Source organism: Nonomuraea sp. NPDC050790, assembly GCF_044456745.1.
Taxonomy (GTDB): domain Bacteria; phylum Actinomycetota; class Actinomycetes; order Streptosporangiales; family Streptosporangiaceae; genus Nonomuraea.
Map to the genome: position 1 here is coordinate 851680 of NZ_JBITGF010000005.1, position 22056 is coordinate 873735.

The 22056-nt window shown below is 69.3% G+C and carries 22 protein-coding genes and 1 tRNA gene; 17 read left to right on the top strand and 6 right to left on the bottom strand.

What is annotated here, in order from left to right; genetic code table 11:
- Positions 1 to 55 precede the first annotated feature (55 nt).
- Together ACIBEJ_RS29160 and ACIBEJ_RS29165 are read left to right on the top strand one after the other, a co-directional pair.
- Complete coding sequence (locus ACIBEJ_RS29160; RefSeq protein ID WP_397186026.1) at positions 56 to 1204, top strand: VWA-like domain-containing protein; 1149 nt, start codon at positions 56 to 58, stop codon at positions 1202 to 1204.
- Between the two features lie 488 nt (positions 1205 to 1692).
- On the top strand, positions 1693 to 1896 hold the full coding sequence (locus ACIBEJ_RS29165) for a hypothetical protein (protein ID WP_397186027.1): 204 nt from the start codon (positions 1693 to 1695) through the stop codon (positions 1894 to 1896).
- Here the strand turns inward: ACIBEJ_RS29165 and ACIBEJ_RS29170 are convergent.
- Entirely contained in the window at positions 1890 to 2123 is a 234-nt protein-coding gene (locus ACIBEJ_RS29170; RefSeq protein WP_397186028.1) for a hypothetical protein, read from the bottom strand. The genes ACIBEJ_RS29165 and ACIBEJ_RS29170 overlap by 7 nt on opposite strands.
- Before the next feature lie 121 nt (positions 2124 to 2244).
- Between ACIBEJ_RS29170 and ACIBEJ_RS29175 the strand changes: the two genes are divergently transcribed.
- A complete protein-coding gene (locus tag ACIBEJ_RS29175) occupies positions 2245 to 3177 on the top strand; it encodes a LysR family transcriptional regulator (RefSeq protein ID WP_397186029.1) in 933 nt (310 codons plus the stop codon).
- Between the two features lie 83 nt (positions 3178 to 3260).
- Positions 3261 to 4706, top strand: a complete 1446-nt coding sequence (locus tag ACIBEJ_RS29180) for a S1 family peptidase (protein ID WP_397186030.1) — start codon at positions 3261 to 3263, stop codon at positions 4704 to 4706.
- 53 nt (positions 4707 to 4759) lie between these two features.
- Here ACIBEJ_RS29180 and ACIBEJ_RS29185 read toward each other — a convergent pair whose 3' ends face one another.
- Complete coding sequence (locus ACIBEJ_RS29185; protein ID WP_397186031.1) at positions 4760 to 5287, bottom strand: histidine phosphatase family protein; 528 nt, start codon at positions 5285 to 5287, stop codon at positions 4760 to 4762.
- Positions 5288 to 5416: 129 nt separating this feature from the next.
- Between ACIBEJ_RS29185 and ACIBEJ_RS29190 the strand changes: the two genes are divergently transcribed.
- Positions 5417 to 5490: transfer RNA gene (locus ACIBEJ_RS29190), tRNA-Ile, on the top strand.
- A gap of 487 nt (positions 5491 to 5977) precedes the next feature.
- On the opposite strand, the gene ACIBEJ_RS29195 is transcribed toward ACIBEJ_RS29190, so the two are convergent.
- On the bottom strand, positions 5978 to 6421 hold the full coding sequence (locus tag ACIBEJ_RS29195) for a hypothetical protein (RefSeq protein ID WP_397186032.1): 444 nt from the start codon (positions 6419 to 6421) through the stop codon (positions 5978 to 5980).
- 534 nt (positions 6422 to 6955) lie between these two features.
- On the opposite strand from ACIBEJ_RS29195, the gene ACIBEJ_RS29200 reads away from it, so the two are divergent.
- The 10 genes from ACIBEJ_RS29200 (at position 6956) to ACIBEJ_RS29245 (ending at position 16727) form a co-directional block, all read left to right on the top strand.
- Entirely contained in the window at positions 6956 to 7258 is a 303-nt protein-coding gene (locus tag ACIBEJ_RS29200; protein ID WP_397186033.1) for an ArsR/SmtB family transcription factor, read from the top strand.
- Entirely contained in the window at positions 7248 to 7778 is a 531-nt protein-coding gene (locus tag ACIBEJ_RS29205; RefSeq protein ID WP_397186034.1) for a YbaK/EbsC family protein, read from the top strand. Before ACIBEJ_RS29200 ends, ACIBEJ_RS29205 begins: the two co-directional genes overlap by 11 nt.
- A 48-nt stretch (positions 7779 to 7826) precedes the next feature.
- On the top strand, positions 7827 to 8198 hold the full coding sequence (locus tag ACIBEJ_RS29210; protein ID WP_397186035.1) for a cupin domain-containing protein: 372 nt from the start codon (positions 7827 to 7829) through the stop codon (positions 8196 to 8198).
- 899 nt (positions 8199 to 9097) lie between these two features.
- Positions 9098 to 9622 (top strand): RNA polymerase sigma factor, encoded by a 525-nt coding sequence (locus tag ACIBEJ_RS29215; RefSeq protein WP_397186036.1) that lies wholly within the window; start codon positions 9098 to 9100, stop codon positions 9620 to 9622.
- The gene (locus ACIBEJ_RS29220; RefSeq protein ID WP_397186037.1) at positions 9619 to 10101 is read left to right on the top strand and encodes a hypothetical protein; all 483 of its coding nucleotides are present in this window, start codon (positions 9619 to 9621) and stop codon (positions 10099 to 10101) included. Before ACIBEJ_RS29215 ends, ACIBEJ_RS29220 begins: the two co-directional genes overlap by 4 nt.
- Positions 10098 to 10793, top strand: coding sequence for an ABC transporter ATP-binding protein (locus ACIBEJ_RS29225; protein ID WP_397186038.1), 696 nt, complete (start codon positions 10098 to 10100; stop codon positions 10791 to 10793). Before ACIBEJ_RS29220 ends, ACIBEJ_RS29225 begins: the two co-directional genes overlap by 4 nt.
- Complete coding sequence (locus ACIBEJ_RS29230) at positions 10790 to 11428, top strand: hypothetical protein (RefSeq protein ID WP_397186039.1); 639 nt, start codon at positions 10790 to 10792, stop codon at positions 11426 to 11428. Before ACIBEJ_RS29225 ends, ACIBEJ_RS29230 begins: the two co-directional genes overlap by 4 nt.
- A 17-nt stretch (positions 11429 to 11445) precedes the next feature.
- The gene (locus tag ACIBEJ_RS29235; protein WP_397186040.1) at positions 11446 to 11661 is read left to right on the top strand and encodes a hypothetical protein; all 216 of its coding nucleotides are present in this window, start codon (positions 11446 to 11448) and stop codon (positions 11659 to 11661) included.
- A 328-nt stretch (positions 11662 to 11989) separates the two neighbouring features.
- Entirely contained in the window at positions 11990 to 13438 is a 1449-nt protein-coding gene (locus ACIBEJ_RS29240; RefSeq protein WP_397186041.1) for an MFS transporter, read from the top strand.
- Positions 13439 to 13745: 307 nt separating this feature from the next.
- On the top strand, positions 13746 to 16727 hold the full coding sequence (locus ACIBEJ_RS29245; protein WP_397186042.1) for a BTAD domain-containing putative transcriptional regulator: 2982 nt from the start codon (positions 13746 to 13748) through the stop codon (positions 16725 to 16727).
- Here the strand turns inward: ACIBEJ_RS29245 and ACIBEJ_RS29250 are convergent.
- Positions 16696 to 17316 carry a DedA family protein gene (locus ACIBEJ_RS29250; protein WP_397186043.1) on the bottom strand — a complete coding sequence of 207 codons (621 nt, stop codon included), beginning with the start codon at positions 17314 to 17316 and terminating at the stop codon, positions 16696 to 16698. The genes ACIBEJ_RS29245 and ACIBEJ_RS29250 overlap by 32 nt on opposite strands.
- A 242-nt stretch (positions 17317 to 17558) precedes the next feature.
- Between ACIBEJ_RS29250 and ACIBEJ_RS29255 the strand changes: the two genes are divergently transcribed.
- Positions 17559 to 18857 carry a glycosyltransferase gene (locus ACIBEJ_RS29255; protein ID WP_397186044.1) on the top strand — a complete coding sequence of 433 codons (1299 nt, stop codon included), beginning with the start codon at positions 17559 to 17561 and terminating at the stop codon, positions 18855 to 18857.
- On the opposite strand, the gene ACIBEJ_RS29260 is transcribed toward ACIBEJ_RS29255, so the two are convergent.
- A complete protein-coding gene (locus tag ACIBEJ_RS29260; protein WP_397186045.1) occupies positions 18854 to 19882 on the bottom strand; it encodes a methyltransferase in 1029 nt (342 codons plus the stop codon). The two genes, ACIBEJ_RS29255 and ACIBEJ_RS29260, sit on opposite strands and share 4 nt — an antisense overlap.
- The gene (locus tag ACIBEJ_RS29265) at positions 19879 to 20247 is read right to left on the bottom strand and encodes a TcmI family type II polyketide cyclase (RefSeq protein WP_397186046.1); all 369 of its coding nucleotides are present in this window, start codon (positions 20245 to 20247) and stop codon (positions 19879 to 19881) included. The genes ACIBEJ_RS29260 and ACIBEJ_RS29265 overlap by 4 nt, the downstream gene beginning before the upstream one ends.
- A gap of 222 nt (positions 20248 to 20469) precedes the next feature.
- On the opposite strand from ACIBEJ_RS29265, the gene ACIBEJ_RS29270 reads away from it, so the two are divergent.
- On the top strand, positions 20470 to 21963 hold the full coding sequence (locus ACIBEJ_RS29270) for a peptide MFS transporter (RefSeq protein ID WP_397186047.1): 1494 nt from the start codon (positions 20470 to 20472) through the stop codon (positions 21961 to 21963).
- Positions 21964 to 22056: the final 93 nt, after the last annotated feature.

Sequence of the window (22056 nt, forward strand, 5' to 3'; positions counted from 1 at the left end):
CTGCCGGCACCGGCCGGGACGCCATGACCACCCCGCGCACCACGGGCTTGATCGCATGAGCGCCATCGCCGCCGCCCGACTTTGGGCCGTCACCCGAGCGCCGTACCTGGCCTCCGCCCTGTTCGCCCTGCGCCCCATCGAGCACCCCGACCGCCCGCCCGGCGTGAGCGTGGACGCGAACTGGAACGTCCACCTCTCCGGCGACCTGCCCACCGAGGAGGCCGGATGGTGGCTGATCCACCACGTGAGCCACCTCCTGCGCGACCACCCCGCCCGCGCCCACGGACAAGCCTGGCCGCTGGCCTCCGACGCCGAGGTCAACGACGACCTCCCGCGGCCCGCCTTCCCCGCCGTCTCCCCCGACGCGCTGGGCCTGCCCCCGGGCCTGCTGGCCGAGCGCTACCTGGAACTGGTCGACCTGATCGACGTTCCCCCGGACCTGGTCGCGTGCTCGGCGCCGCCGTACACCGCCCCCGCCGTCATGACGGACGTAGAACGCTCTCTGCTGGTACGCGCGGTCGCCGCCGAAATCGACGCCACCAGGGGCAACACCCCCGGCGGCTGGCGCAGATGGGCACAAGAGGTACTCCGCCCGACCGTGAACTGGCGAACCCTCCTCGCCACCCTGATCCGCCACGGCCTCACCCGAGCCACCGGCCGCATCGACTACAGCTACGCCCGCCCGTCCCGCCGATCCGTCCCGCCCGTGATCCTGCCGTCACTGACCCGGCCCACCCCCCGGGTGGCCGTGGTGGTGGACACCTCGGGCAGCATCCGCGAGCAGACGCTGCGCCACGTACTGGCCGAGGTGGACGGCGTGCTGAGGGCCCGCGCCCAGGTGGACGTGATCTGCTGCGACGCCGCCGCCCACCCCCCTCAGCGGGTACGGCGGGCCGCCGACGTCACCCTGATGGGCGGCGGCGGCACCGACATGCGCGAGGGCCTGAAGGCAGCCGCCAAACTCCGCCCCGACCTGACCATCGTGCTGACCGACGGCGAAACCCCCTGGCCCACCTCCCGCCCCCGCCACCCGGTCGTGATCTGCCTGCTCACCCCCTCCCCCACCTCGTCATCCCACAGCCTGACAACCTCCAGTCCAACCACCCCAGGGCCCACAACCCCCGGTCTGACGGACTCCGGTCTGACATCCCCAGATTCGGGCTCACTCCCGAAATGGGCACACGTGGTGCAGGTGATGACATGAGCGCATGGCAAGGCTTCACACAGGGCGAGACGCGAAGATGGCGGCGAGCTGGGTTCAGTGAGACAGAAGCCGCAGCCTGGCGAGAAGCAGGCGTGGGAGAGCCGGGCGACGCCAAGCTCTGGCGCACCACCGGCGCCACCCCAGAAACAGTCCTGTCCTGGCAACGAGGCGGCCTGACCCCGAGGGAAGCGGTTCGCTGGCACGAGCACGGAGTACGACCGGAGGAGGCCGCCACCCGCCACCTGACAGGCGAACCCCCACACCGCCCACGCCTGAGCCGCCTCCGATCAGCCCTGGGCCCGATCCTGCGACCCCCCAGGGCAACCGAACTCACCCCGAACCAGGCAGCAGCGCTCCGCACCCTCCTCAGAGCAGGAATCCCGGCAGAGAAAGCCCGCGCCTACACAGACGCCGGCTGGACCGGCGAAGAGGCATGCCCCTGGGCCAAGCACCAGTTCGAACCAGCCCAAGCGGCGACATTCCGCGCGATGGGCTTCACCCCCCGAGAGGCGGCAAGAGCAGCACGGCCCGCCATGGAGGTGCTGGCCGCCTGGTGGGGCGCGGTCCCGCTGGAAGAGGTCGCCGCCTGGTCCGCCGCCGGACTACGGCCGGAGGAGGCCGCAGCCCAGCGAGCGACAGGCGTCACCGCCGAGCAGGCGGCCGTCCTCCGCGCCCTGAGGGCTGATCAGTAGTCGACCTCGAAGTCATGGCTGCCGAGTGCGAACCCGTCGCCGCGGGGCACGATGTGCCCGTGCGCGACCAGGGTGGCGAGGCTGCGCCGTACATCTGACTCATCTAGACCACTGCTCTGGACAACGGCTTCGCGGCCGGCAGTTTCGTGCGCGATGGCAAGTGACGCCACCGCTTCGTAGACGTGAATGTCGACGTCGGACAGGGCCTGCACGTCATGCCCACTCATGTCTCAAACCTCCCCGTATAGTCGTGCTTAACCCCCTACCCAAGGAGGCTCCGACAATATCTGTCATATTTCCTGACTTATCCCCATTGCGACGCTTGAAAGGCCGTCTTACCTTCCCGTTATGGACCTCGAGCTCAGGCACCTCAGAATCGTCCGCGCCGTCGCCGACGCGGGCAGTGTGAGCAAGGCCGCGAACCTGCTCGGCCTGGCGCAGCCCGCGTTAACCGCCCAGCTCAAACGGATCGAGAGGGTGCTCGGCGGCGCCCTGTTCGAACGCGACAGACGCGGCGCCAGGCCAACCCTGCTGGGCGAACTGGTACTCGAACGCGCCCGCGTCCTCCTGCCCGCCGCCAAGGAACTTCAGGACGAAGCACTGCGTTTCGCCAGCACCCCCTCCGTGCGCTACCGCATCGGCGCCACCAACGGCCCCGTGCTCGGCGGGCTCGTCGACCGCCTCGCCGCCGAGCGCCCCGTCACCACCCACACCTCCTGGTCGGAACACGAGCTGACCACCATGGCCGACCTCGGCCGCCTCGACTACGTGCTGATCGGCGCGTGCGGCGACAGCGGCGCGCCCACGGGCTCGCTGGAGTGGGAGACGATCAGCGTCGACCCCGTCTTCGTCCTGCTCGGCGCCGGCCACCGGCTGTCGGAGGAGAAGGAACTCGAGCTCGGCGACCTCGCCGGCGAGCAGTGGGGGGTGACGCCCGGAGACGGCTGCTTCGCCGACTGCTTCGCGATGTCGTGCGCGCGGGCCGGCTTCACCCCCGGCACCATCTACGAGACCGACGTCTCGACCTGCGCGCACCTCGCGCAGGTCGGCCGTGCCGTCGTGCTCTGCCAGGCCACCCATCAGCCCGCCGCCGGCCTGGTGATGGTCCCGCTGACCGGCGCGCCCCTGCGCTGGCGGCAGCTCCTCGGCCGCCATCCCACCGCCCCCGACCCCGCGTGGGTCCTCGCTCAGGCCAAGGCCGCCCATGCCGACGCGGTACGGCGCAGCCCCGTCTACCAGGATTGGCTGGTGAGAAACCCGGGTTTCGGTACCGCGCCATAACCCGCCGGTATAGGCAAGCTGATACTCCTCGCTCCCTGGGGCCCCGTCTACCGTGACGGCACCCCCAGCAGCGAGGAGACACCATGCTTCGTCGCACCCCGGCTCTGGTCGCGATCGCGATCGGGGCCCTGGTCGTCACGACCATGCCCGCCGTCGCCAAACCCCCGGCCGACGGCATGATCGGCGCCCTCCAGCGCGACCTCGGCATCACCAGGGAACAGGCTCTCGACCGCCTGGCCAACGAGGCGCGCGCGAGCCGTACCACACCGTCCTTGGAGAAGCGGCTCGGCGAGCGCTACGCCGGCGCCTGGCACGAGGGCCCGCACGCGACGCTCGTCGTGGCCACCGTGGACCCGGCCGACGCGCGGACGATCACCTCCGCCGGCGCGCTGGCCAGGGTGGTCCCGAGGACGCTCGCCCAGCTCACCGCGGTCAAGAACACCCTCGACCAGGCCAAGCCGCCGGCCTCCGTCCACGCGTGGGCGGTGTCGCCGAGCGACAACGCGGTCCTGCTCCAGACCGCCTCAGAACAGGAGGCCCACGACTGGATCACCGCCACCGGCGTTGACGCGAACGCGGTGCGCGTCGAGCACTCGGCAGAGCGTCCCAAGCCGCTCTACGACATCCGCGGCGGCGACGCCTACTACATCCCGTCGAAGGGCTACCGCTGCTCCGTCGGCTTCGCCGCCCGCCGCGGCACGACCCTCGGCTACACCACCGCCGGCCACTGCGGCGACGTCGGCGACGCCACCCAGGGCCACAACCGCGTCGACCAGGGCGTCTTCCGCGTCTCGTCCTTCCCCGGCGACGACTACGCGTGGGTCGAGACGAACTCCCAGTGGACCGCCCCCGGCGTCGTCAACGGCTACAGCGCCGGAATCCTCCCGGTACGCGGCTCCGCCGTCACGCAACCCGGCGGCTCCGTCTGCCGCTCCGGCTCCACGACGCAATGGCACTGCGGCACGGTCCAGGCGCTGAACGCCACCGTCAACTACCCGGAGGGCACCGTCCGCCAGCTCACCCGCACGAACGTCTGCGCCGAAGGCGGCGACTCCGGCGGCGCGTTCATCTCCGGCGACCAGGCCCAGGGCATGACCTCCGGCGGCTCCGGCAACTGCACCAGCGGCGGCACCACCTACTTCCAGCCCCTGGCGGAACTGATGTCAGCCGCCGGCCTGACCCTGGTGACGGCAGGCGGCGACCCGAACCCACCCACAGGCTGCGCGAGCTACAGGGAGAAGTACACCGGCTCCCTCACCGCCAACCAGAACCAGATCCAGCCGAACGGCTCCTACTACCAGTCGACCGCCTCCGGCACCCACGCCGGCTGCCTGGACGGTCCGGACGGAGTTGACTTCGACCTGTACCTGGAGAAGTGGAGTGGATCGTCCTGGTCCATCGTGGCCCGCGGCGACAGCCCCAACCCCGACGAGAGCCTGAGCTACAACGGCACCTCCGGCTACTACCGCTACCGCGTCCACGCCTACAGCGGCTCCGGCGCCTACACCATGGGCCTAAACCGCCCATAACCCCTGTACGAGTACTCGCTCGCCCGCGCCACGATAAGCGCAGGTCGTCCGGCTCAGGCGAGCGAGTACTCCCACCCCGGCCGCCAGTCGAACGGCGCATCCACCAGCTCTTCCAGCGGCACCCCGTCCAACAGGTGCTGCAACGCCCACCGATTAGCCGAATGCGCGATGACCAGCACCGTCCGCCACGCCCACAGCTCCCTCACCTCTGCGAGAAACGCCGCCATCCCCTCGACAACCTGCCGATAACTCTGCCCACCCGGCCAGGGCACATCGATGTGCCGCCGCCGAAGCCGCGCCAGCTCGTCCACAGGCCGCCCGTTGTAGATCCCGTAGTCACACTCCCGCAACCGAACATCCCGCAGCAGCTCCCGCCCCTCCCCAAAGGCAACCTCCGCAGTCTGTACGGCCCGCCGCAGGTCAGAGCAGTAGACCACGTCCACGTTCTTCCGCCGAACCCCCAGCTCCACCGCCAACTCCCGCCCCCGAGCCGACAACTCCCCCGGCAGCCAGCCGGTGGCGATCCCTGTCTCGTTGTCCACGGTGATGGCATGCGTCTCATAGATCAGCTTGACGGCCATAGGTCCGAAACTACCTCTGCTGAGCGCGGAGAAAGCCACGAATGTGATCGCCTTGGACTCCATCTAGGCTGCGGGGCATGGAATGATGTCCCAGGCGGTGCTACAGGCTCCGCCGTACAACTCCATCCAGGGGCGGTAGCTCAGCCGGTCAGAGCATCGGACTCATAATCCGTGGGTCGTGGGTTCAAGTCCCACCCGCCCTACTCTCTTACACCGTGCCCGACCTGGGCTTTCTCGAAGTTCAGCCTGCTGGAACCTCAATGTTGATCATGTTTGGTCGCTCGGTGGCTGCTCGGACGAACAGGCTGTGGCTATCGGTAGATCATTTAGACCACCAATCTCATCTCAGGCCCCTAAGACGACCACGTGAAGGTCCCGCCGGAAGGCCCGTCGACGGTGGACGATCAGAATTGTCCTGCCGCTCGGTCCCGCATCCGCCAAGCCTGTACCGCTCGAATATTGAGTTACGCGCCCTGAGCTGTGGTTAAGCGGCGTGGTGGTATTCGCTGATCATGCCTGCGACGACAGGTTTTCGGCGGATGGATCGATGGTCGTTGAGTTCGGTCACGTCGCGGGCGGGCTGCGTTGTGGTGTCCGGGGGACGTTGGAGCCGGGACTGGTGTGGCCGGTGACCGTTGTAGTGGATCAGGTATTCGTGGAGCACGAGGGCCAGGCGGCGTTCATTGAGGATCAGGATCCGGTCCAGGAGTTCGCGGCGTCCGCGGCAGCGTCGTGATGATCCGCAGCCCTTCGGCTTGGAAGACCTCCTTGAAAGCGGAGGTGAAGAGCGGATCCCTTGTCGTGGATCACGAACCGCAGTCCGGCAATGCGCTCACCCAGGTCGATCGCCAGGTTGCGGGCCTGCTGCACCATCCATGCCCCGGCCGGGCGGGCGGCCACTCCGGCCAGGTGCACTCTGCGGGTACCGTGCTCGATGAAAACCAGCACATACAACCGTTTGAGCATTATGGTCTCGACCACCAGGAAGTCACACGCGATGATCGCGTGGGCCTGAGCGGTCAAGAACTGCCGCCAGGTCGGTGAGGCGCCCCGGCGAGGCGCCGGATCGATACCGGCGGCACGCAGGATCTCCCCGACCGTGGAGGCCGCGACCTGGTAGCCCAGCCGGGCCAACTCGCCTTGGACTCTCCTGTGACCCAGGTCGGATTCTCCCGCGCCATCCGAACAGTCAGTGCCCTGACCGGCGGACGGGTGCGGGGCCGTCCCGGGCGCCTCCTGTCGGTGAAGGTTCACTTCCGCGCCACAAGGCTGCGATGCCAGCACAAGATCGTCGCCGGGGTGACTGGAACACCTCCACCCACCGGCGACGGCGAATCAGCCTCGACAATGCCGCAAGCCAGAGCCGGTCGGCGTGACTCCACCGCGGCCGATCACCGAGCTGACGGCGCAGCACCTCATTCTCGTGACGGAGCACCAGCAGCTCAACGTCCTTGGACCGATCAATGCGGACTAGCACCGCCAGCAAGCCGAACGAGCACCTCATCAACCGGTAGAGCGGCGATAGCAACACCTTGCGATGGCCGCAGCCACCGATCCTGCAGCAAAACCCCAGCTCAGAGCACAAACCGCATTTCCGAGCGGGACACGCCGGCCCGGGGGAATGACCATGCTCTAGACAGGTATTTAGCTAATTGCCATAATGCCTTTGTGTTGGACGTTGATCTAGTGAAGGCCCTGGCCAACGACAAGCGTCTGCTGATCTTGGAGTGGCTGCGTGACCCTGAACGTCATTTTCCGCCGCAGCGTGACGGCGATCTGGTGCGCGACGGGGTCTGCTCCTTGTTCATCGCCCAGAAGCTGGGGGTGAGCCAACCGACCTGCGGTGAGCATCTGAAGGTGCTCACCCAGGCCGGGCTGGTGCACAGCAAGAAGATCAAGCAGTGGGTGTTCTACCAACGCGACGAGGATCGCATTTCCGAGGCGAAGGAGCTGCTGAGCGGTGAGTGGTGAGCCGAGCGGCGGCATGGCCGCGCCCGCGAGTCTGGACGCAGGGCTCTATGAGCGGTTGATCGCCGATCTGGAAGCAGCCGGAGCGCTCTACCGTGTGATCAGCCACCCGCCCGAGGGACGCACCGAGGTGGTCAGCGCTCTGCGCGGACACGACGTCGCGCAGGCCGCCAAGTGCCTGATCGCCATGGTCAAGATCGGCAAGAAGCAGACCCGGTACGTGCTCGCCGTGGTGCCCGGCGCTGCCCGCCTGGATCTGCAGGCGGTGAAAGCCCTGCTGGAGGGCACCTACGCGGCCTTCGCCGACCGAGGCAAGGCCGAGGAACTGGCGGGCAGCATCAGCGGCACCGTACTGCCCTTCAGCTACCACCCCAAGCTGGAGGTGATCGCCGATCCCGCACTGCTGCGCGTCCCGGAACTGTTCTTCAACGCCGCCCGCCTGGACCGCTCGATCGCCCTGGCCACCGACGACTACCTACGGCTGGCCGCCCCTCGCGTCGCCCCCATCATCAGCGCTTTCTGACTCCAGCGCCCTCTGGGGCTTCGACTGCCGTCCGCACGGAGAAAAGCCATGTCGCAGGCCGACTACGCCATTCACTACCAGCCGCTGTTCACCGCCCTGCAGACCATGGACGTCCAGGGCCTGATCGACCAGACGGACGATCCTTGGTACAACCAGACCCTCATCCAGGTGGGGGACGTATGGGTGCGCCTGGGAGTCATGCAGGGCCAGTTCCACTGGCACAAGCACGAGGAGCAGGATGAGTTCTTCTTCGTCCTCGACGGATTGTTCCGCATCGAACTGGAGCACGCCGACACCGTCGAACTCGGCCCTCGGCAGGCGTTCACCGTCCCCGCAGGAATGCTGCACCGGCCCGTCGTCCCTGTCCGCAGCGCCGTCCTGATGATCGAAAAGGCCGGCGTCATCGCGACCGGCGACTGACCCGCCACTCCCCGTGCTCGGCGCCCTGGCCGCCGCCGGACGGGGTCACCGCCCTGCGTGAGCACCCCCATCCTCAGCCCCGCACCGACGGCGGCCACTGAGCACCCGGGACGCCGCGGACAGGTTTCCGTGACCAAAGCAACGAAGTCGCTGGATTGCGAGACGGTATGATGCTGGATCGCATCGTGGTCACCGTCACGCGGTGCCTACCACCAGGCCGCCTGGCGGCAGGCCACCGGCCCGGCCGCCACCTCTCGCCCCGCGCCCCCGGCCGAGAAGGACGCGCTGGCGCTGGCCGTGCGCGAGCGCGCCGAGCACCTGGCCACCGCCGCCCGCCAGATAGCCGCCCTGCCCGCCGGCGACCTGGACCGCGCGCCGGTGCTGCGCCCGCTGCCCCGGCGTCGGTCAGAGCGAGGTCCGGGCCGTGCGGGCCGCACCAGACGTCACTCCCCCGCCGCCGCCGGAGGGCTCCCCCGCCGGACGACGAACTGAAGCCGGGCAGACGAACTGAAGCCGGGCACCGGCTCAGACAACCCCGGACAGCCTGGACGGTCCCGCCCCGGCGTCGCCGTACCGGGAGGACCTCGACCCCCAGCAGCGCCGCGGCTGATTCACCGCCGCGCAGCTCGCCGCCGTCCAGGTTGCGCCCACCGGCCGCGGCGACGGCTCGCACTTCGTGATCCTCGCCAAGTACCTGCTGGGCACCGTCGAACCGGCCCTATCGGCCACGACCGGCCGCCGAGTGCGTGAGCTTACCGGCCATTGACAATCGGCTCGGCGTCAGCCGTGCCACGATCTATCGGCACCTGGATCGCAGCTTGCGGTGACCATGCTCCATAGGTGGAACCGTGAACCTTCTTGGCTTCTCGCCCGACTGTGCAAGATGACGGGAGGACGAGATGACCGATGAGCTGCTGGTGGTGCGCGCTCAGCTGGGCGAACGCGCGGCGCTGGCCGAACTGCTGGCTCGGTGGCGGATACCGGTGTGGATCTATGTGTGCCGCATGCTGGATGCTGACCGGGCCGACGACGTGACGCAGGAGATCTGGCTGGCCGTCGTCCGCGGCCTGCCCCGGCTCAGGGAACCCGGCCGGTTCGCGCCGTGGCTGTTCACGATCGCCCGGCGGTCGGTCACCGACCGGCTGCGCGGCGAGTACACGCAGGCGGAGAAAACGTCCGGATTCGGCGACGTGGTCGTCGAAGACCCCGCCGAGGCCATGGTGGATCGCGCCGCGCTCGTGAGCGTGCTGTCAGCTCTGCCGGTGCTGGAGCGGGAGATCCTCGTCCTGTTCTACCTGGAGGACCTGCCGGTGGAGGCGTGCGCCGACATCTGCCAGATCCCGGCCGGAACGGTCAAGTCCCGGCTCAACCGCGCCCGTCGCCTGCTGCGTGAACACCTTGAGGAGAAGGGATACCGCCCATGACAGACGAACCGCGCCTGTCGGCGCAGGACATGATCGAGCACCTGGCTCCGGTGCTGTCGCCGAGAGTCCGGGTCCGGGCGGTGACGATGCTGCTGGCCGGTGTAGCTGGCGCGGTGTTCGTGGGCACGTTGTGGTGGTCGGAGCCAGGGCCGCTGCCCGGGCGCACGCATGTGGCGTTCGCGTTGTTCACCATCTTCTGCCTGGCCTGGGCCGCCTACGGAGGGTGGCTGCTGACGCGCCGGGTTCCGCTGTTCGCCACGGATCGGGTGATCGCCGCCTGGATCGGCCTCGCCGCATCGCTGGCCACCACGGCGCTCGTGACCGTCGTAGCCGTGCAGCGCGGCACCGGGGCGGGGCTCGCCCTGGCGGTCGGGGGCCTGTTCGTCGCTGTGGCCCTGGCACTGGCGCTGCGCGCCCATGCCCGGCGCGCAGCGCTGCTGCGCCGCATGCACGAGCTGGCCGGCCGGGAAGAGCGGTGAACGCGCTGCAGACCAGCGGCCTGGGCAAGCGCTACCGGCAGCGTTGGGCGCTGCGCGAGGCCACCATCGCGGTGCCCGCCGGGGCCAGGGCCGCGTTGGTCGGGCCGAACGGGGCAGGCAAGTCCACGCTGCTGAACCTGGTAGCCGGCCTGCTGACGCCCACCTCGGGACGGGCAGAGGTCTTCGGCCGGCCGCTGGAGACGGCCGCGGTCGCGTTCGTCGCCCAGGACAAGCCGCTGTATCGCCGGTGGAGCGTCGCCGACCTGCTGCGCTTCGGCTCCGCGACCAATCCCCGCTGGGATCGCGCGGCTGCGCAGTCACTGCTGGCCGGGCACGACATAGGCCCGCGCGAGCGGGTGGACCAGTTGTCCGGCGGCCAGCGCACGCTCCTCGCGCTCGCGCTGGCCGTCGGCAAGCGCGCCGACCTGGTGGTGCTGGACGAGCCGCTGGCCGAGCTCGATCCGCTGGCCCGCCTGCGGGTGATGAGCGTGGTACGCGAGCTGGAGGCCACCGTGCTGCTGTCCTCCCATATCCTGGCCGACCTGGCCGAGGTGTGCGATCACCTGATCCTGCTCGGCGCCGGCAGGGTCCGGCTGTGTGGCAGCTTCGCCGACCTGCTGAGCAGCCACCCCGCCACCGATCTGGAGAACCTCGTACTGCACTACCTACGCAATCCCGAGGCGGTTCGATGAGCGGCCTGCTGTGGGTGGCCTGGCGCGGGCAGCGCGCCCAGGCCGCGGCCATCGTCATGCTGCTCCTGCTGTACGGCGCCGCTGCCGCGGTCGAGCGGCTGGAGCCGGACCTGACCGGGCTCACCTTCCAACTGGCGGGATTCCTGGCCGGCGCGATCTGCCTGATCTGGGGCGCTCCCCTCATCGCCCGGGAGTTCGAAGCTGGTACCCACAAGCTCGCCTGGACCCAGAGCCTGTCGCGGGGCCGCTGGCTGGCCGCCGTCCTCGCCGTGGCGGCGGCCGGCGCCCTGGCCGCGACCGCCGTCCTCGCCGCGGTGCTGACCTGGTCCCTGCCGGACAGCGCGGATGATCCGATGGCTTGGCCGTACTACGAAAGCCACGGCCCGCTCCCCTATGGCAGATCGCTGTTCGCACTGGCACTCGGCGTCGCACTCGGCGCGGTCACCCGGCACACCCGCATCGCCATGCCGCTGTCAGTGCTCCTGGTCGGTGCCGGCCAACTCGCCGGCCGGGCCCTGCGCGGACGATTCGATCTGCCCTTCTGGACCGCGCAGTGGACCGAAACGGCCGTCTACCTGGCACTCACCCTCGCCCTGACCGGTATCGCCTACCTGGCGATCCGTCGCCAGGCCTAGCCATAAAGGAGATCACGATGGCCCACAACCCGAAATTCATCCGCCGCCGGCTCGGTACGACGGTCTTGGTCGCAGTGGCCATGCTCGTCGCCGCGATACTCCTCGCTGGTGTGATCGCGCTTCTGGGCTCGCCGAGCAGCGCGGCCGCGCCCGCCCGCTCGACGACTTCCTCACCGACCTGGCCAACGCCGACTCCTCTGTCCACACCCGGCGCGCCTACCGCGGCGACCTGATCGCCTTCGCCGCGCACCACGATGGCGAGGTCGCCGCCGCCCGACGCTGCCACTAGCCAGGCAGGCCCTGCCGTAGCGGCCGATCAGGAGCGGCCCTTCGGAGAGCCTCCTAAACCAGCGGAAACCAGATTAGACAATCATTCAGAAAAACACCATTTCTCCCTTAGCGCACCATTCAGGAGTATTGCCACTTTTCACGCTCCGAGCCCAGTGGCGGCGAAGGCTCCAGCGGGGTTTGAGCCGGGCACTAGTTACCCACGCCACTATAGGCAGATATGTCCGAAGTCCCGCGTCGATGAACCAGTGCTCCGTAGCAGGAGAGGGTCACATGGCCACCGAAAGTCGCCCGGCATTCCCCCACAGGTGGCTCGCGCTGCTGATTGTGCTCACGGCCATGTTCATGAACCAGCTCGACGTGACGATCGTCAACGTCGCCCTGCCGTACATTCAGCGTGATCTGAGGGCGGGTGTCTCGCTGCAGCAGTGGATCCTGGCCGGGTTCGCGCTCGCGTTCGCGTTGCTCCTGGTCACCGGGGGGCGTCTTGGGGACATCGCGGGCCGTAAGAAGGTCTTCCTCGTCGGCGTCGCGGGGTTCACCGCCGCGTCGGCGCTGGCGGGGCTCGCCCAGAGCGGCGAGATGATGGCCGGCGCGAGGGTGGCGCAGGGGGTGTTCGCGGCGCTGATGGTGCCGCAGGTGCTGTCCGTGATCCAGGTGATGTTCCAGCCGCCCGAGCGCCTCAAGGCGATGGGCCTGCTGGGTGTGATCGTCCCGATCGCCTCGGTCGCCGGGCCCGTCGTCGGCGCCCTGCTCACCGCCGGGCCCGGCTGGCGCTGGATCTTCTGGGTGAACGTCCCGATCGGTGTGCTCACGTTCGCCGGCGCGGCGCGCATGGTGCCGGAGTCGAAGTCCGACCGGCCGCTGCGCCTCGACATCCCGAGCGTGCTGCTGCTCGGGCTCGCCTCGGTCATGCTGATGTTTCCGCTGGTGCAGGGGCACGAGCTGGGCTGGCCGCAGTGGGCAGTGGTCTCGATGACCGCCTCGCTGCCGGTGTTCGTCGTCTTCGGCCTCCACCAGTTCCGCCGGGAGGGTCTTTCCCCGCTGGTACCACCGGCGCTGTTTCGCAACAGGTCGTTCGTTGCCGGCTCCATCCTGATGGCGCTCGTCTTCTCCGGCATCATGTCGTACATGATCGTGCTGGTTTGGAACTTCCAGATCGCGCACGGCTGGACTCCCCTGCGCATGGCCCTGACCGGCCTGGGCTGGACGATCGGCCTCGGCCTCACCGCCACCCTCGCGATCAGGTACGGCGCCATCGCCGGCCGCAGGCTCATCGCCCTCGGTCTGGCCGTCATGGCCGCGGGAATGGGAGCACTGATCGTGCTGCTCCGGCTGCACGGCGGCGCCCTGAACTCCTGGCAGGTCTTCGCCTGCCTCCTCGCAGCCGGCATGGGCTCCGGCTTGGTCGTCCCCATCCTGGTGGACCTGGTGCTGGCCGGAGTTCCCGCCCGTGACGCGGGGGCCGGGTCCGGCGTGGCCAATGCCACTATCCAGCTTGGCACCGCCGTGGGCGTGGCGGTCGTCGGCGCGATCTTCTTCGGCCTGGTCGGTACTGGACCGCGCGATCCGGTGGCATGGGCGGGCGCCACCTGGCAGACCCTGCTGTACAACGCCGGGGCGTTCCTCGCCGCAATCCTGCTGGTCCCGCTTCTTCCCCGGCGCACCAGGACGCGTGGAACGCCGGTGGGTGACCAGCAATTGCCCACGGGCACTTCCTGAATTTTTTCCGCCCTTAACAGGCGTAGGCGCATGCACAAATACGGGAGTGAAAAACGTTTTGCGCTGTCGAAAGGATCTCGACATAATCGTTAGAGATTCTTGTCAAGGCGGTTTAAGTTTGTAAGACTGTCCGAGGGGGCGTCGGGGGCTCCGCGGTCCGGCGACGCGTGCACCAAGCGGGAGCTGGCGGGGAACCACCCCGCGCGTAATGGTCGAGTGCACATCACCTGCCATTCATTACATTCCTGCACGGGGGGCAATATCAATGGAGAAGGGGATAAGGTTCGCAATCTTGGGGCCGTTGGACGTGCGGCGTGGAAGTCGGGCGATCGCGGTCAACGCCGAGAAACAAAGAGCGATCCTCGCCACACTGCTGCTGTCGGCGAACCGTGTGGTACTGGCGGACGACCTCATGGAGCGGCTCTGGGAGGATCGGTTGCCGCGCTACGCGCGCGCCTCGTTGCAGACACATCTGGCCCGGTTGCGCCGCACGCTCGGCGACGTGGAGGTGATCCACACAAGCCCCGGCGGATACCTCATCGAGTCCGACCAGGACCATCTCGATCTGCTGCGTTTCCGCGCACTTGTCGATCGAGCCGCGAGGATGGAGAACGCAGGCGACCTGCCGGGCGAGCTCAACCTCCTGCGCGAGGCGCTGGCGCTGTGGCGCGGGACCGCGCTGGCCGGCATCCGCTCCGACTCCATCCTGCGCGACGAGGTGCCACAGCTCACCGAGGAGTGGTTTCGGTGCCTGCATCGGCGTTTCGACGTGGAGCTCATGCTGGGAAACCATGACGGCGTCGTCCCCGAACTACGCAGACTCGTCCGCAAATACCCCTTACGCGAACGATTGTGCAGCCAATTGATGATCGCGTTGTTCCGCTGTGGTCAGCAAGTGGAGGCGTTGAAGGCGTTCGCGTCCGTTTCCGCCGTGCTGCGGCACGAATACGGGCTCGATGTCGGCGACGAATTGGAGCGCCTTCAACATGCCGTGCTGACCGGCGACCCCGACCTCGTATCCGTAAACGGTTACAGAAGAGGAGGCAGGGATCTGAACACGGCCGTCTCCTCATGGACGACGCCGCGCCAGTTGCCTGTCGGCATCTCCGATTTCGTTGGACGGACCGAACTTCTGAATCGCGTCGACACGGTCCTGGACCCCGACCGGACCGGCTCGATGGCCATCGTCACGCTGACGGGGCCCGCCGGCGTGGGCAAGACCACCACGGCTGTCCGGATCGCCCATCATGTCCAGGACCGGTTCCCCGACGGCCAGATGTACGTCCGGCTGAACGGGACGGGCGAGCATCCGCGCACGCCCGTCGAGGTGCTGGGCGAGCTGCTGGAGGCGACGGGGCTGAGCCGGTCGGTGATCCCGGGGGGCCAGGAGCAGCGATCGGCGCTCTTCCGGTCCCGGCTGGCCGATCGCCGGGTCCTGCTCGTCTTCGACGATGTACAGGACGTCGAGCAGGTACGCCCGCTTCTTCCCGGCACGCCGGCCTGTGCCGTGGTCGTCACCAGCCGCCGCCTGCTGTCCGCGCTGGCCGGAACCGTATCGGAACGCCTGGTCTGCCTGTCGAAAGGCGAGTCGCTTGACCTGCTGACCGTCCTGGCCGGGCGCAGGCGGGTCCAGCAGGAGCCCCAGGCGGCCGAGGAGATCGCCGCCGCCTGTGGATACCTGCCGCTGGCGCTGCGGATCGCGGGGGCGCGGCTCGCCGCCCAGCCGCTGGCGCGCCTGGCCTCCTTCGCCGCCCGGCTGCAGGACGGGCACCGCCGTCTCGACGAGCTGAGGATCTGCGATCTCGACCTGCGGCGCAGCCTGGAGCGCAGCTACGTCGCACTGGATTCGCCGGCTCGTGCCGCCTTCCGGCGACTTGGGCTACTGTCCGACGCCGTGGTCACGCCCCTGAGCTTGGCCGCGCTGGCCGATCCCGACGACGAGCGGCTGGCCGACCGGCTGATCGATCACAACCTGCTCGAACCCGTCGGCCTCAACACGATGCTCGACCCGACCTACCGTCTGCACCCCCTGTCCTCCCTCTACGCGGCCGGGCTCGCCGAACACGACGACCCGGTGATCACGGACGCCGCACTGCGCCGCTACACGGACTCCATCCTGGCGTTCGCGGAACGGGCGTCGGGGCAGCTGCCCCGGGCCGTAGGCCAGCTCCCGCCGGAGAGCGGTTTCGGGGCGCCGGTCCCCGCGCACGACATCTCCCGCATCGACGAGCGTCCCTGGCGGTGGCTCGCCGCCGAGCGCGACCATCTCCGGGCGATGGTCATCCGCTGCTGCCAGTACGGCTGGCACGAGCGCGCCGCCCGCATCACCGAGATCATCGCCCAGCTCGCCAGCCACAGCGACGACCTGGCGACGCTCATCCGCTTGTGCATCGTGGTCCGCGACACCGCGTGGGCCAACGGTGACGAGCGGACCGGGTGGCGGGCCGAGCACTGCCGCGCCCTGTTGCTGCTCAGGCAGGGCCGGGTGAGCGAGTCACACAGGCTGATCGTCAAGTGTGTGAGCAGCTTCGAACGGCTCAAGGCCGCCGCGGAGCTGCCGTACAGCATCGCGGTCCAGGCCTTCGTGAGCGTGACGCAGTTGAAGGCGAGTGACGGGCTGACGCTGGCGAAGCGCGCGTACCATCTGGCCAGGAGGCGCGCTGACCCGTACGCCGAGGTCCTCGCGCTCGGCACCACCGCCGACGCGCTGTTGGGCCTGCGGCGCAAGGTCGAGGCACGCGCCACGCTGGAGAGAGTACTGCGGCAGTCGCGCGAGCTGGGCGAGACCCGTCTGGAGGCGGTGACGCTCAATCGGCTCGGCTGGTCGTCGCTGCGCGTCGGTGATCTGCGGTCAGCGCCCCTCAGGGCCCACGAGGCCAGGAAGCTCACCGGCATCGGCGACCGCTACGGCAGGGCGCGTCCGCTCGCGCTGCTCGGCGCCATCGCGCTGGAGCAGGGACAATTCGCCGAGGCGATGCGGCTGGCCGAGGAGAGCCGCCGCACCTTCGCCCGGCTCGGGGACACCAGCGGCGAAGCGGAGGTCGCCTGCCTCGAAGGAGAGATCCATCTGCAGGCGGGGCGGGCGCGAGACGCCGTCGCCCTCCTGGTTCCGAGCCTGAGCCGGCTCAACGAACTGGGCGCGTACCGTGTGAGGGAGCGCGCCTCGCGCGTCCTCGTCGAGGCCAACATCGCGCTCGGCGAGCACCAGGAGCGCAAGCGGGGCGGCCGGTGGGCCGGGGAATTACCGGCGCGATCGCTCAGGCGGGATGGTCGCAGCGGCGCCGCCTGAGCCGGGCACGCACGACGCGGACCGCCACGACGGCGCCCACGATCGTGGGCGGGATCAACGTGCCCCACAACCCCAGTTCGGAGCCGAACTCACGATAGGAGGCGCCGACGGCCGCCCCCACACCCACGTAGAGACATGACCAGGCCACGGCCGCCGGCAGAGCCCAGCCGATGAAGCGCCGGTACGGCATGGCCAGCGTGCCCGCCGCGATCGGCACCAGGGAGTGGACCACGGTGACGAACCGCGACCCGAAGACGGCGGGTCCGCCCCGACGGCGTAGAAAGTTCTCGGCCCTGTCCCATTTCCGGGCACCGATGCGCCGCCCGGCCCAGCTGTGCCGGATCGACGGGCCGAACCGGCGCCCCAGCACGTACCCGAGCGTCTCCCCCGCCAGGCATCCGACGGTGGTGGCAACGACGAGCAGGCCGAACCGCAGCGGCGAGTCGACGGTGGTCCCCGCCAGCAGGACCACCGCGTCGCCCGGGACGAAGAGCCCTACCAGCAGCGAGGTCTCCACGGACATGAACAGCAGCGCGGCTCCGCAGAGCAGCAGGGGGTGGGCGTCGGTCAAGAATTCGATCAGCCCCATCGTGGGCGATCTCCTCTGAAGGCATCGTTTTGCCTCATCGTGCCGTTGACCGCGGCCAGCAACCAGCCGATCGCCACATTGTCAGGGTCATCTCAGGGACGGCCGGACGAACGTCAGGGTTGTTCCTGATGGCATCCGTCACCGTGGCTGCAGAGCATGGTGGTATACGCCAGACCGACGCCCACCCCTCCCGTACGAAAGACAGCTGCGAAGCATGATTCCGACGTAGAAGGAGTGGCACCATGATCTCCGCCACGCGGGGACGATTCCGTCCTTCGGGATATTCGATCGACGGAGCCGGGGGCGAGCCACGAGCGCTGCGGCTACTCATCGGCACCGACACCTACCCGCCCGACGTGAACGGCACCGCCGGCTCCGCCTACCGGCTGGCTCACGCCCTGGCCGCCCGGGGGTACGAGGTCCACATCGTGTGCCAGTCCGAGCACGGGCCGCCCCGGGTGGAGAAGGTGGGCGGCGTGACGGCGCACCGGCTGCGGTCGGTACGCACGCGGGAGCCGAAGACGAAACGCGTCACCGCGCCGCTCCTGCTCATGGGCACGGTCACGAGGTTGCTGCGGCGGATCGCCCCCGACGTGGTCCACGTGCACAGCCACTTCCTCGTCGGGCGCACGCTGATCAACGCGGCCCGCCAGTTGTGCATGCCCGTGGTGGCCACCACCCACGTCACGCCGCCGATCCACCCGCCGCACCGCACGCCGTCGCCGGCCGGGCTGGGGTCCGTGGCGGGGAACGCGGTGGACGATCTCGTGAGGGCGCTGGCCTGGCGCGATCTCGCCCGGGTGTTCGGGCGCGCGGACCACGTCGCCGTGCCCACCCGGAGCGCCGCGGAACTGCTCGCCGGCAAAGGCCTCACCCGGCCGGTCGAGGCGTTGCCCTGCGGCGTCGACCTGAGCCGGTTCCGGCCGCGGGAGGAGCCGAAGACGTGGGCGCGCACGAAACTCGGCCTGCCCGACCGTGAGACCGCCTTGTTCGTCGGCCCGCTGGACGCGCAGAAGCGGCTCGACGACCTGCTCCGCGCCCTCCAGTACGTGTGCCGGCAGGCGGACGCGCAGGCCGTACTGGTGGGCGTCGGGCCTGCGCGGCCGCAGCTGGCGCGGCTGGCGAAGACGCTCGGCGTGGGCCGCCGCACCCACTTCCTCGGCCACGTCGCGGAGGACGACCTGCATCTCGCCTACGCTTCGGCCGACGTGTTCGCCATGCCGAACGTCTCCGGCCTCGAGAGCGTCGCCACCCTCGAGGCGATGGCCAGCGGCCTGCCGGTCGTCGCGGCCGAGGCGAACGCGCTCACACACCTCGTCCAGCAGGGCAGGACCGGATATCTGTACCGCACTGGCGAGGTGCCGGCGTTCGCCCGCCTCCTCACCCGCGTGCTGACCGACTCCGAACTCGCGGCGACAATGGGCGGGATCGGCCGCGCCGTCGCGGTCACACACGACCATCTACGCTCGCTGGCCAGGCTGGAGGAGATCTACACCTGCCTCACCCAGACGTACGGCCGGCGGATCCAGCGGCTGGCCTAACCGGCGGCCTTGTCAGCCACCAGAACGCGGAAGGCCAGGCCGGGGACCTTGTGCCGATGGCTGTTGGTGAACCCGGCCGCGGACAGCATCCTTGTGTAGGACTGGACGGTGTGCACCTCGCCCTCGAATGTCCAGGTCAGCATCAGGATCGAGAACAGGTGCGGGGCCGGGTCCTCGGCGGGCGGCGCGTCCAGAGTGAAACCGACCAGCACGATCTTGCCGTCGGGCTTGACCGCCGGGGCGAGCCTGCGCAGCAGTTCACCCGCGCGTTCCTCGGAGAAATGATGCAGCACGTTCGTGACCAGGACCACGTCGTACGGCCCGCCGAGCGGCACCTCGAACATGTCGCCCGGCAACCGGTGGACGCGGTCGCGTACCCCCATGCGCTCGGCGTGCTGCTCGGCCAGCGGGAGCACGTTGGGCCAGTCGAGCGCCCACATCTGCGCCTGTGGGTTGCGCTGTGCCAGGGTCAGGCCGTACATACCGTGGCCGCAGGCCACGTCCAGCACGTCGAGGCTGTCCCGCCCGGCCGCCCAGGGCTCCAGCGCGTCGGCCACGACCTGGGCCGTGGGGCGGGCAACCGCGACCGCGTAGGACGCGAAGTCCTCCCAGTACTCGTAGCCCGGAGTCTCCGCGTGGACCTCCATGACGGTCCCGCCGTGGCGTACCGCCTGGTCCAGCTTCTTGAGCGCGTCCCACTCCCAGTCGCTGGCCATGACCCGGACCATGTCGCCGAAGTACGCCGGGCTCTTGCTCACCAGGAACTGCTCGGCTCCGGGGAGCAGGGCGAAGCGACCGTCGTTCTCCTCGGCCAGGCCGACGGCGGCGAGGGCGTTCAGCAGGATCCGCATGCCGCGCACGTCGCTGCCGAGGCGGCCCGCCACGGTCTCGGCGTCGGCCGGCCCCTCGTCCAGGCAGTCGAACACGCCCATCGAGACGCCTGTCCTGAGCAGGCTGGTCGTCTTGTACGCCTGCATCATTCCGAGCAGCGACTCGCGGGTGATGGATTTCTTGCTGGTGCTCATCGTCCCTCCCTGTCGTCCACGAGGTGGACGGGAGAGCCTCCCGGCTCGGTCTCCCACCGGTAGAACTCCCGGGCCATCGCATCCCGCGGGGAACGCCAGGTCTGCGGGTCATACGGCTCGATGAACTCCGTGAGCCGCTCGCTCAGCCGCCGGAACTCCGGGTGCCGGCGGATCTGGCTCATCGTGTGCTGGGCGTTCTCGCGTACCTCCATGAGCTGGAAGTACAGGTCGTGGAAGGAGAAGAGGCTGCGGCTCACGGCGCCGCCGAGCCGGGGCAGCTCGGTTTGGTCCGATTCGGCGAACAACTGGGCGACCTCCGCTTCGGCGGAGGGCCGCATTCGCGCGACGACCAGGATGCGTTCCATTCGGTTTCTCCTCGACGTTTCGCTGACGGCCCTTGGCCCGCCGCCCGCCCGCGTCAGGGAAAGCAGGGACCGGAAACCAGATAACGATCTGGCCGTCAGTCTGCATCGGCGGGCTAGCACGCGGCTCGAAACCACCTCGAGAGCCGGGCCTCGACCAACCTTCGATCTGTGCTCTAGTCGCGGCCAGGAGCATGACAGGTGTCCGGAAGTCTTGGAGGCGTCATGTACCCCCCTTCCAGCACCCCGAAGCTGCGCCGAAGGCCGCGCTGGCTCGTCACGCTGTTCCTGACCGACATGTGGGAGAGGTTCAGCTTCTTCGGGATGCAGGCGATCTTGATCTTGTTCGCGGTCGCCCCCACCGGGGAGGGCGGGCTGGGGCTGCCGCACTCGACCGCGGTCGCCCTGTACGGCGCGTACGTGGGCCTGATCTTCGTGCTGTCCCTGCCCGGCGGCTGGCTCGGCGACCGGGTCCTGGGCGAGCACCGCGCGACGCTGTACGGCGGGATCGTCATCGCGCTGGGCCACTACCTGCTGATGCTGCCGACCCGGCCCACCGCCTACCTCGGGCTCGTGACGATCGCCGTGGGCACCGGGCTGCTGAAGCCGAACATGCTGGCGCTGCTGGGGCGCTTCTACGGCCCTCACGAGAGCAACCGGCGCGAGGCCGCGCTCGTCGTCTTCTACGTCGGCATCCAGATCAGCGCGCTGCTGGCGCCGCTGGTCACCGGTTTCCTGGGCGAGCGCATGAACTGGCACCTCGGGTTCGGGGCCGCCGGGCTCGGCATGACGTTCGGGGTGATCCAGTACGCCGTCGGCTCGCGGAGGTTCGGCGAGGTAGGCCGTGCGCCGGCGCACCGGGCGAGCCGGAGCGAGCTGCGCACCGTGGCGTCCCGGGTGGCGTTGGCGGCCGGCGTCCTCGGCGTGCTGCTTTCGGTCGCCGTCCTGTCGGGCGGCTTCGCGATCACCTACGGGATCGCGCTCGTGGGGCTCGTCACCCTGGTCGCGCCATTCGCCTACCTCGCGATCCTGCGCCGGCGGGCGCGGCTCAGCCGGGCCGAGAACCGCCGGCTGTCGGCGTTTCGATGGATGCTGCTCGCGGTGGCGCTCTTCTGGATGTTGGTCATCCAGGCCGGCTCGACGCTCAGCCTGTTCGCTCAGCGGCATACCGCGCGCGAAGTGGGCGGTTTCCTGATCCCGGCGAGCTGGTTCCAGGCGGCCATCCCCTTGTTCATCCTCCTGACCGCGCCCGTCGCGGCGTGGTTGTGGACCCGCGGCGGCGGACGCATCGGCGTGATAGACAAGATCGCCTTCGGGCACGGGCTGGCGGCGACCGGCTTCATCGCGATCAGCGTGGCGGCCGTGCTGGCGGCGGGCGGGCAGGCGGTCTCGCCCGCATGGCTGCTGTTCGTGCTGCTCACGCTGGCGATCGGGGAAGTGATCCTCGGGCCGACGGTCATGAGCGCGACGGTGGATCTGGCACCTTCCGCGTTCGCCGGCCGGACCATGGCGCTGTACTGGATGTTCGCGGGTGTCGGGGGCGGTCTCGGGAGCCTGCTCGGCAGGGTGGTCTCCGCTGGGGATCCGCAGCCCGGGTACTTCCTCGGCCTCGCCGTACTCGCGCTCGTGACGGCCGTGGGATTCGCCGTGGCCAGGCGGCGGCTCGCGGACGCGATGGCGCCCCCGGCCCCGGCCGCCGTTCCCTCGGCGGTCTCCTGAGTACCTGTTCGTGCTTCCAGGATCTCACGCCAGATAAAGCGCGAAAGAAAGACGAAAGCGGCAGTTTAGGAGCATCGACTACAAAGGGTGAAG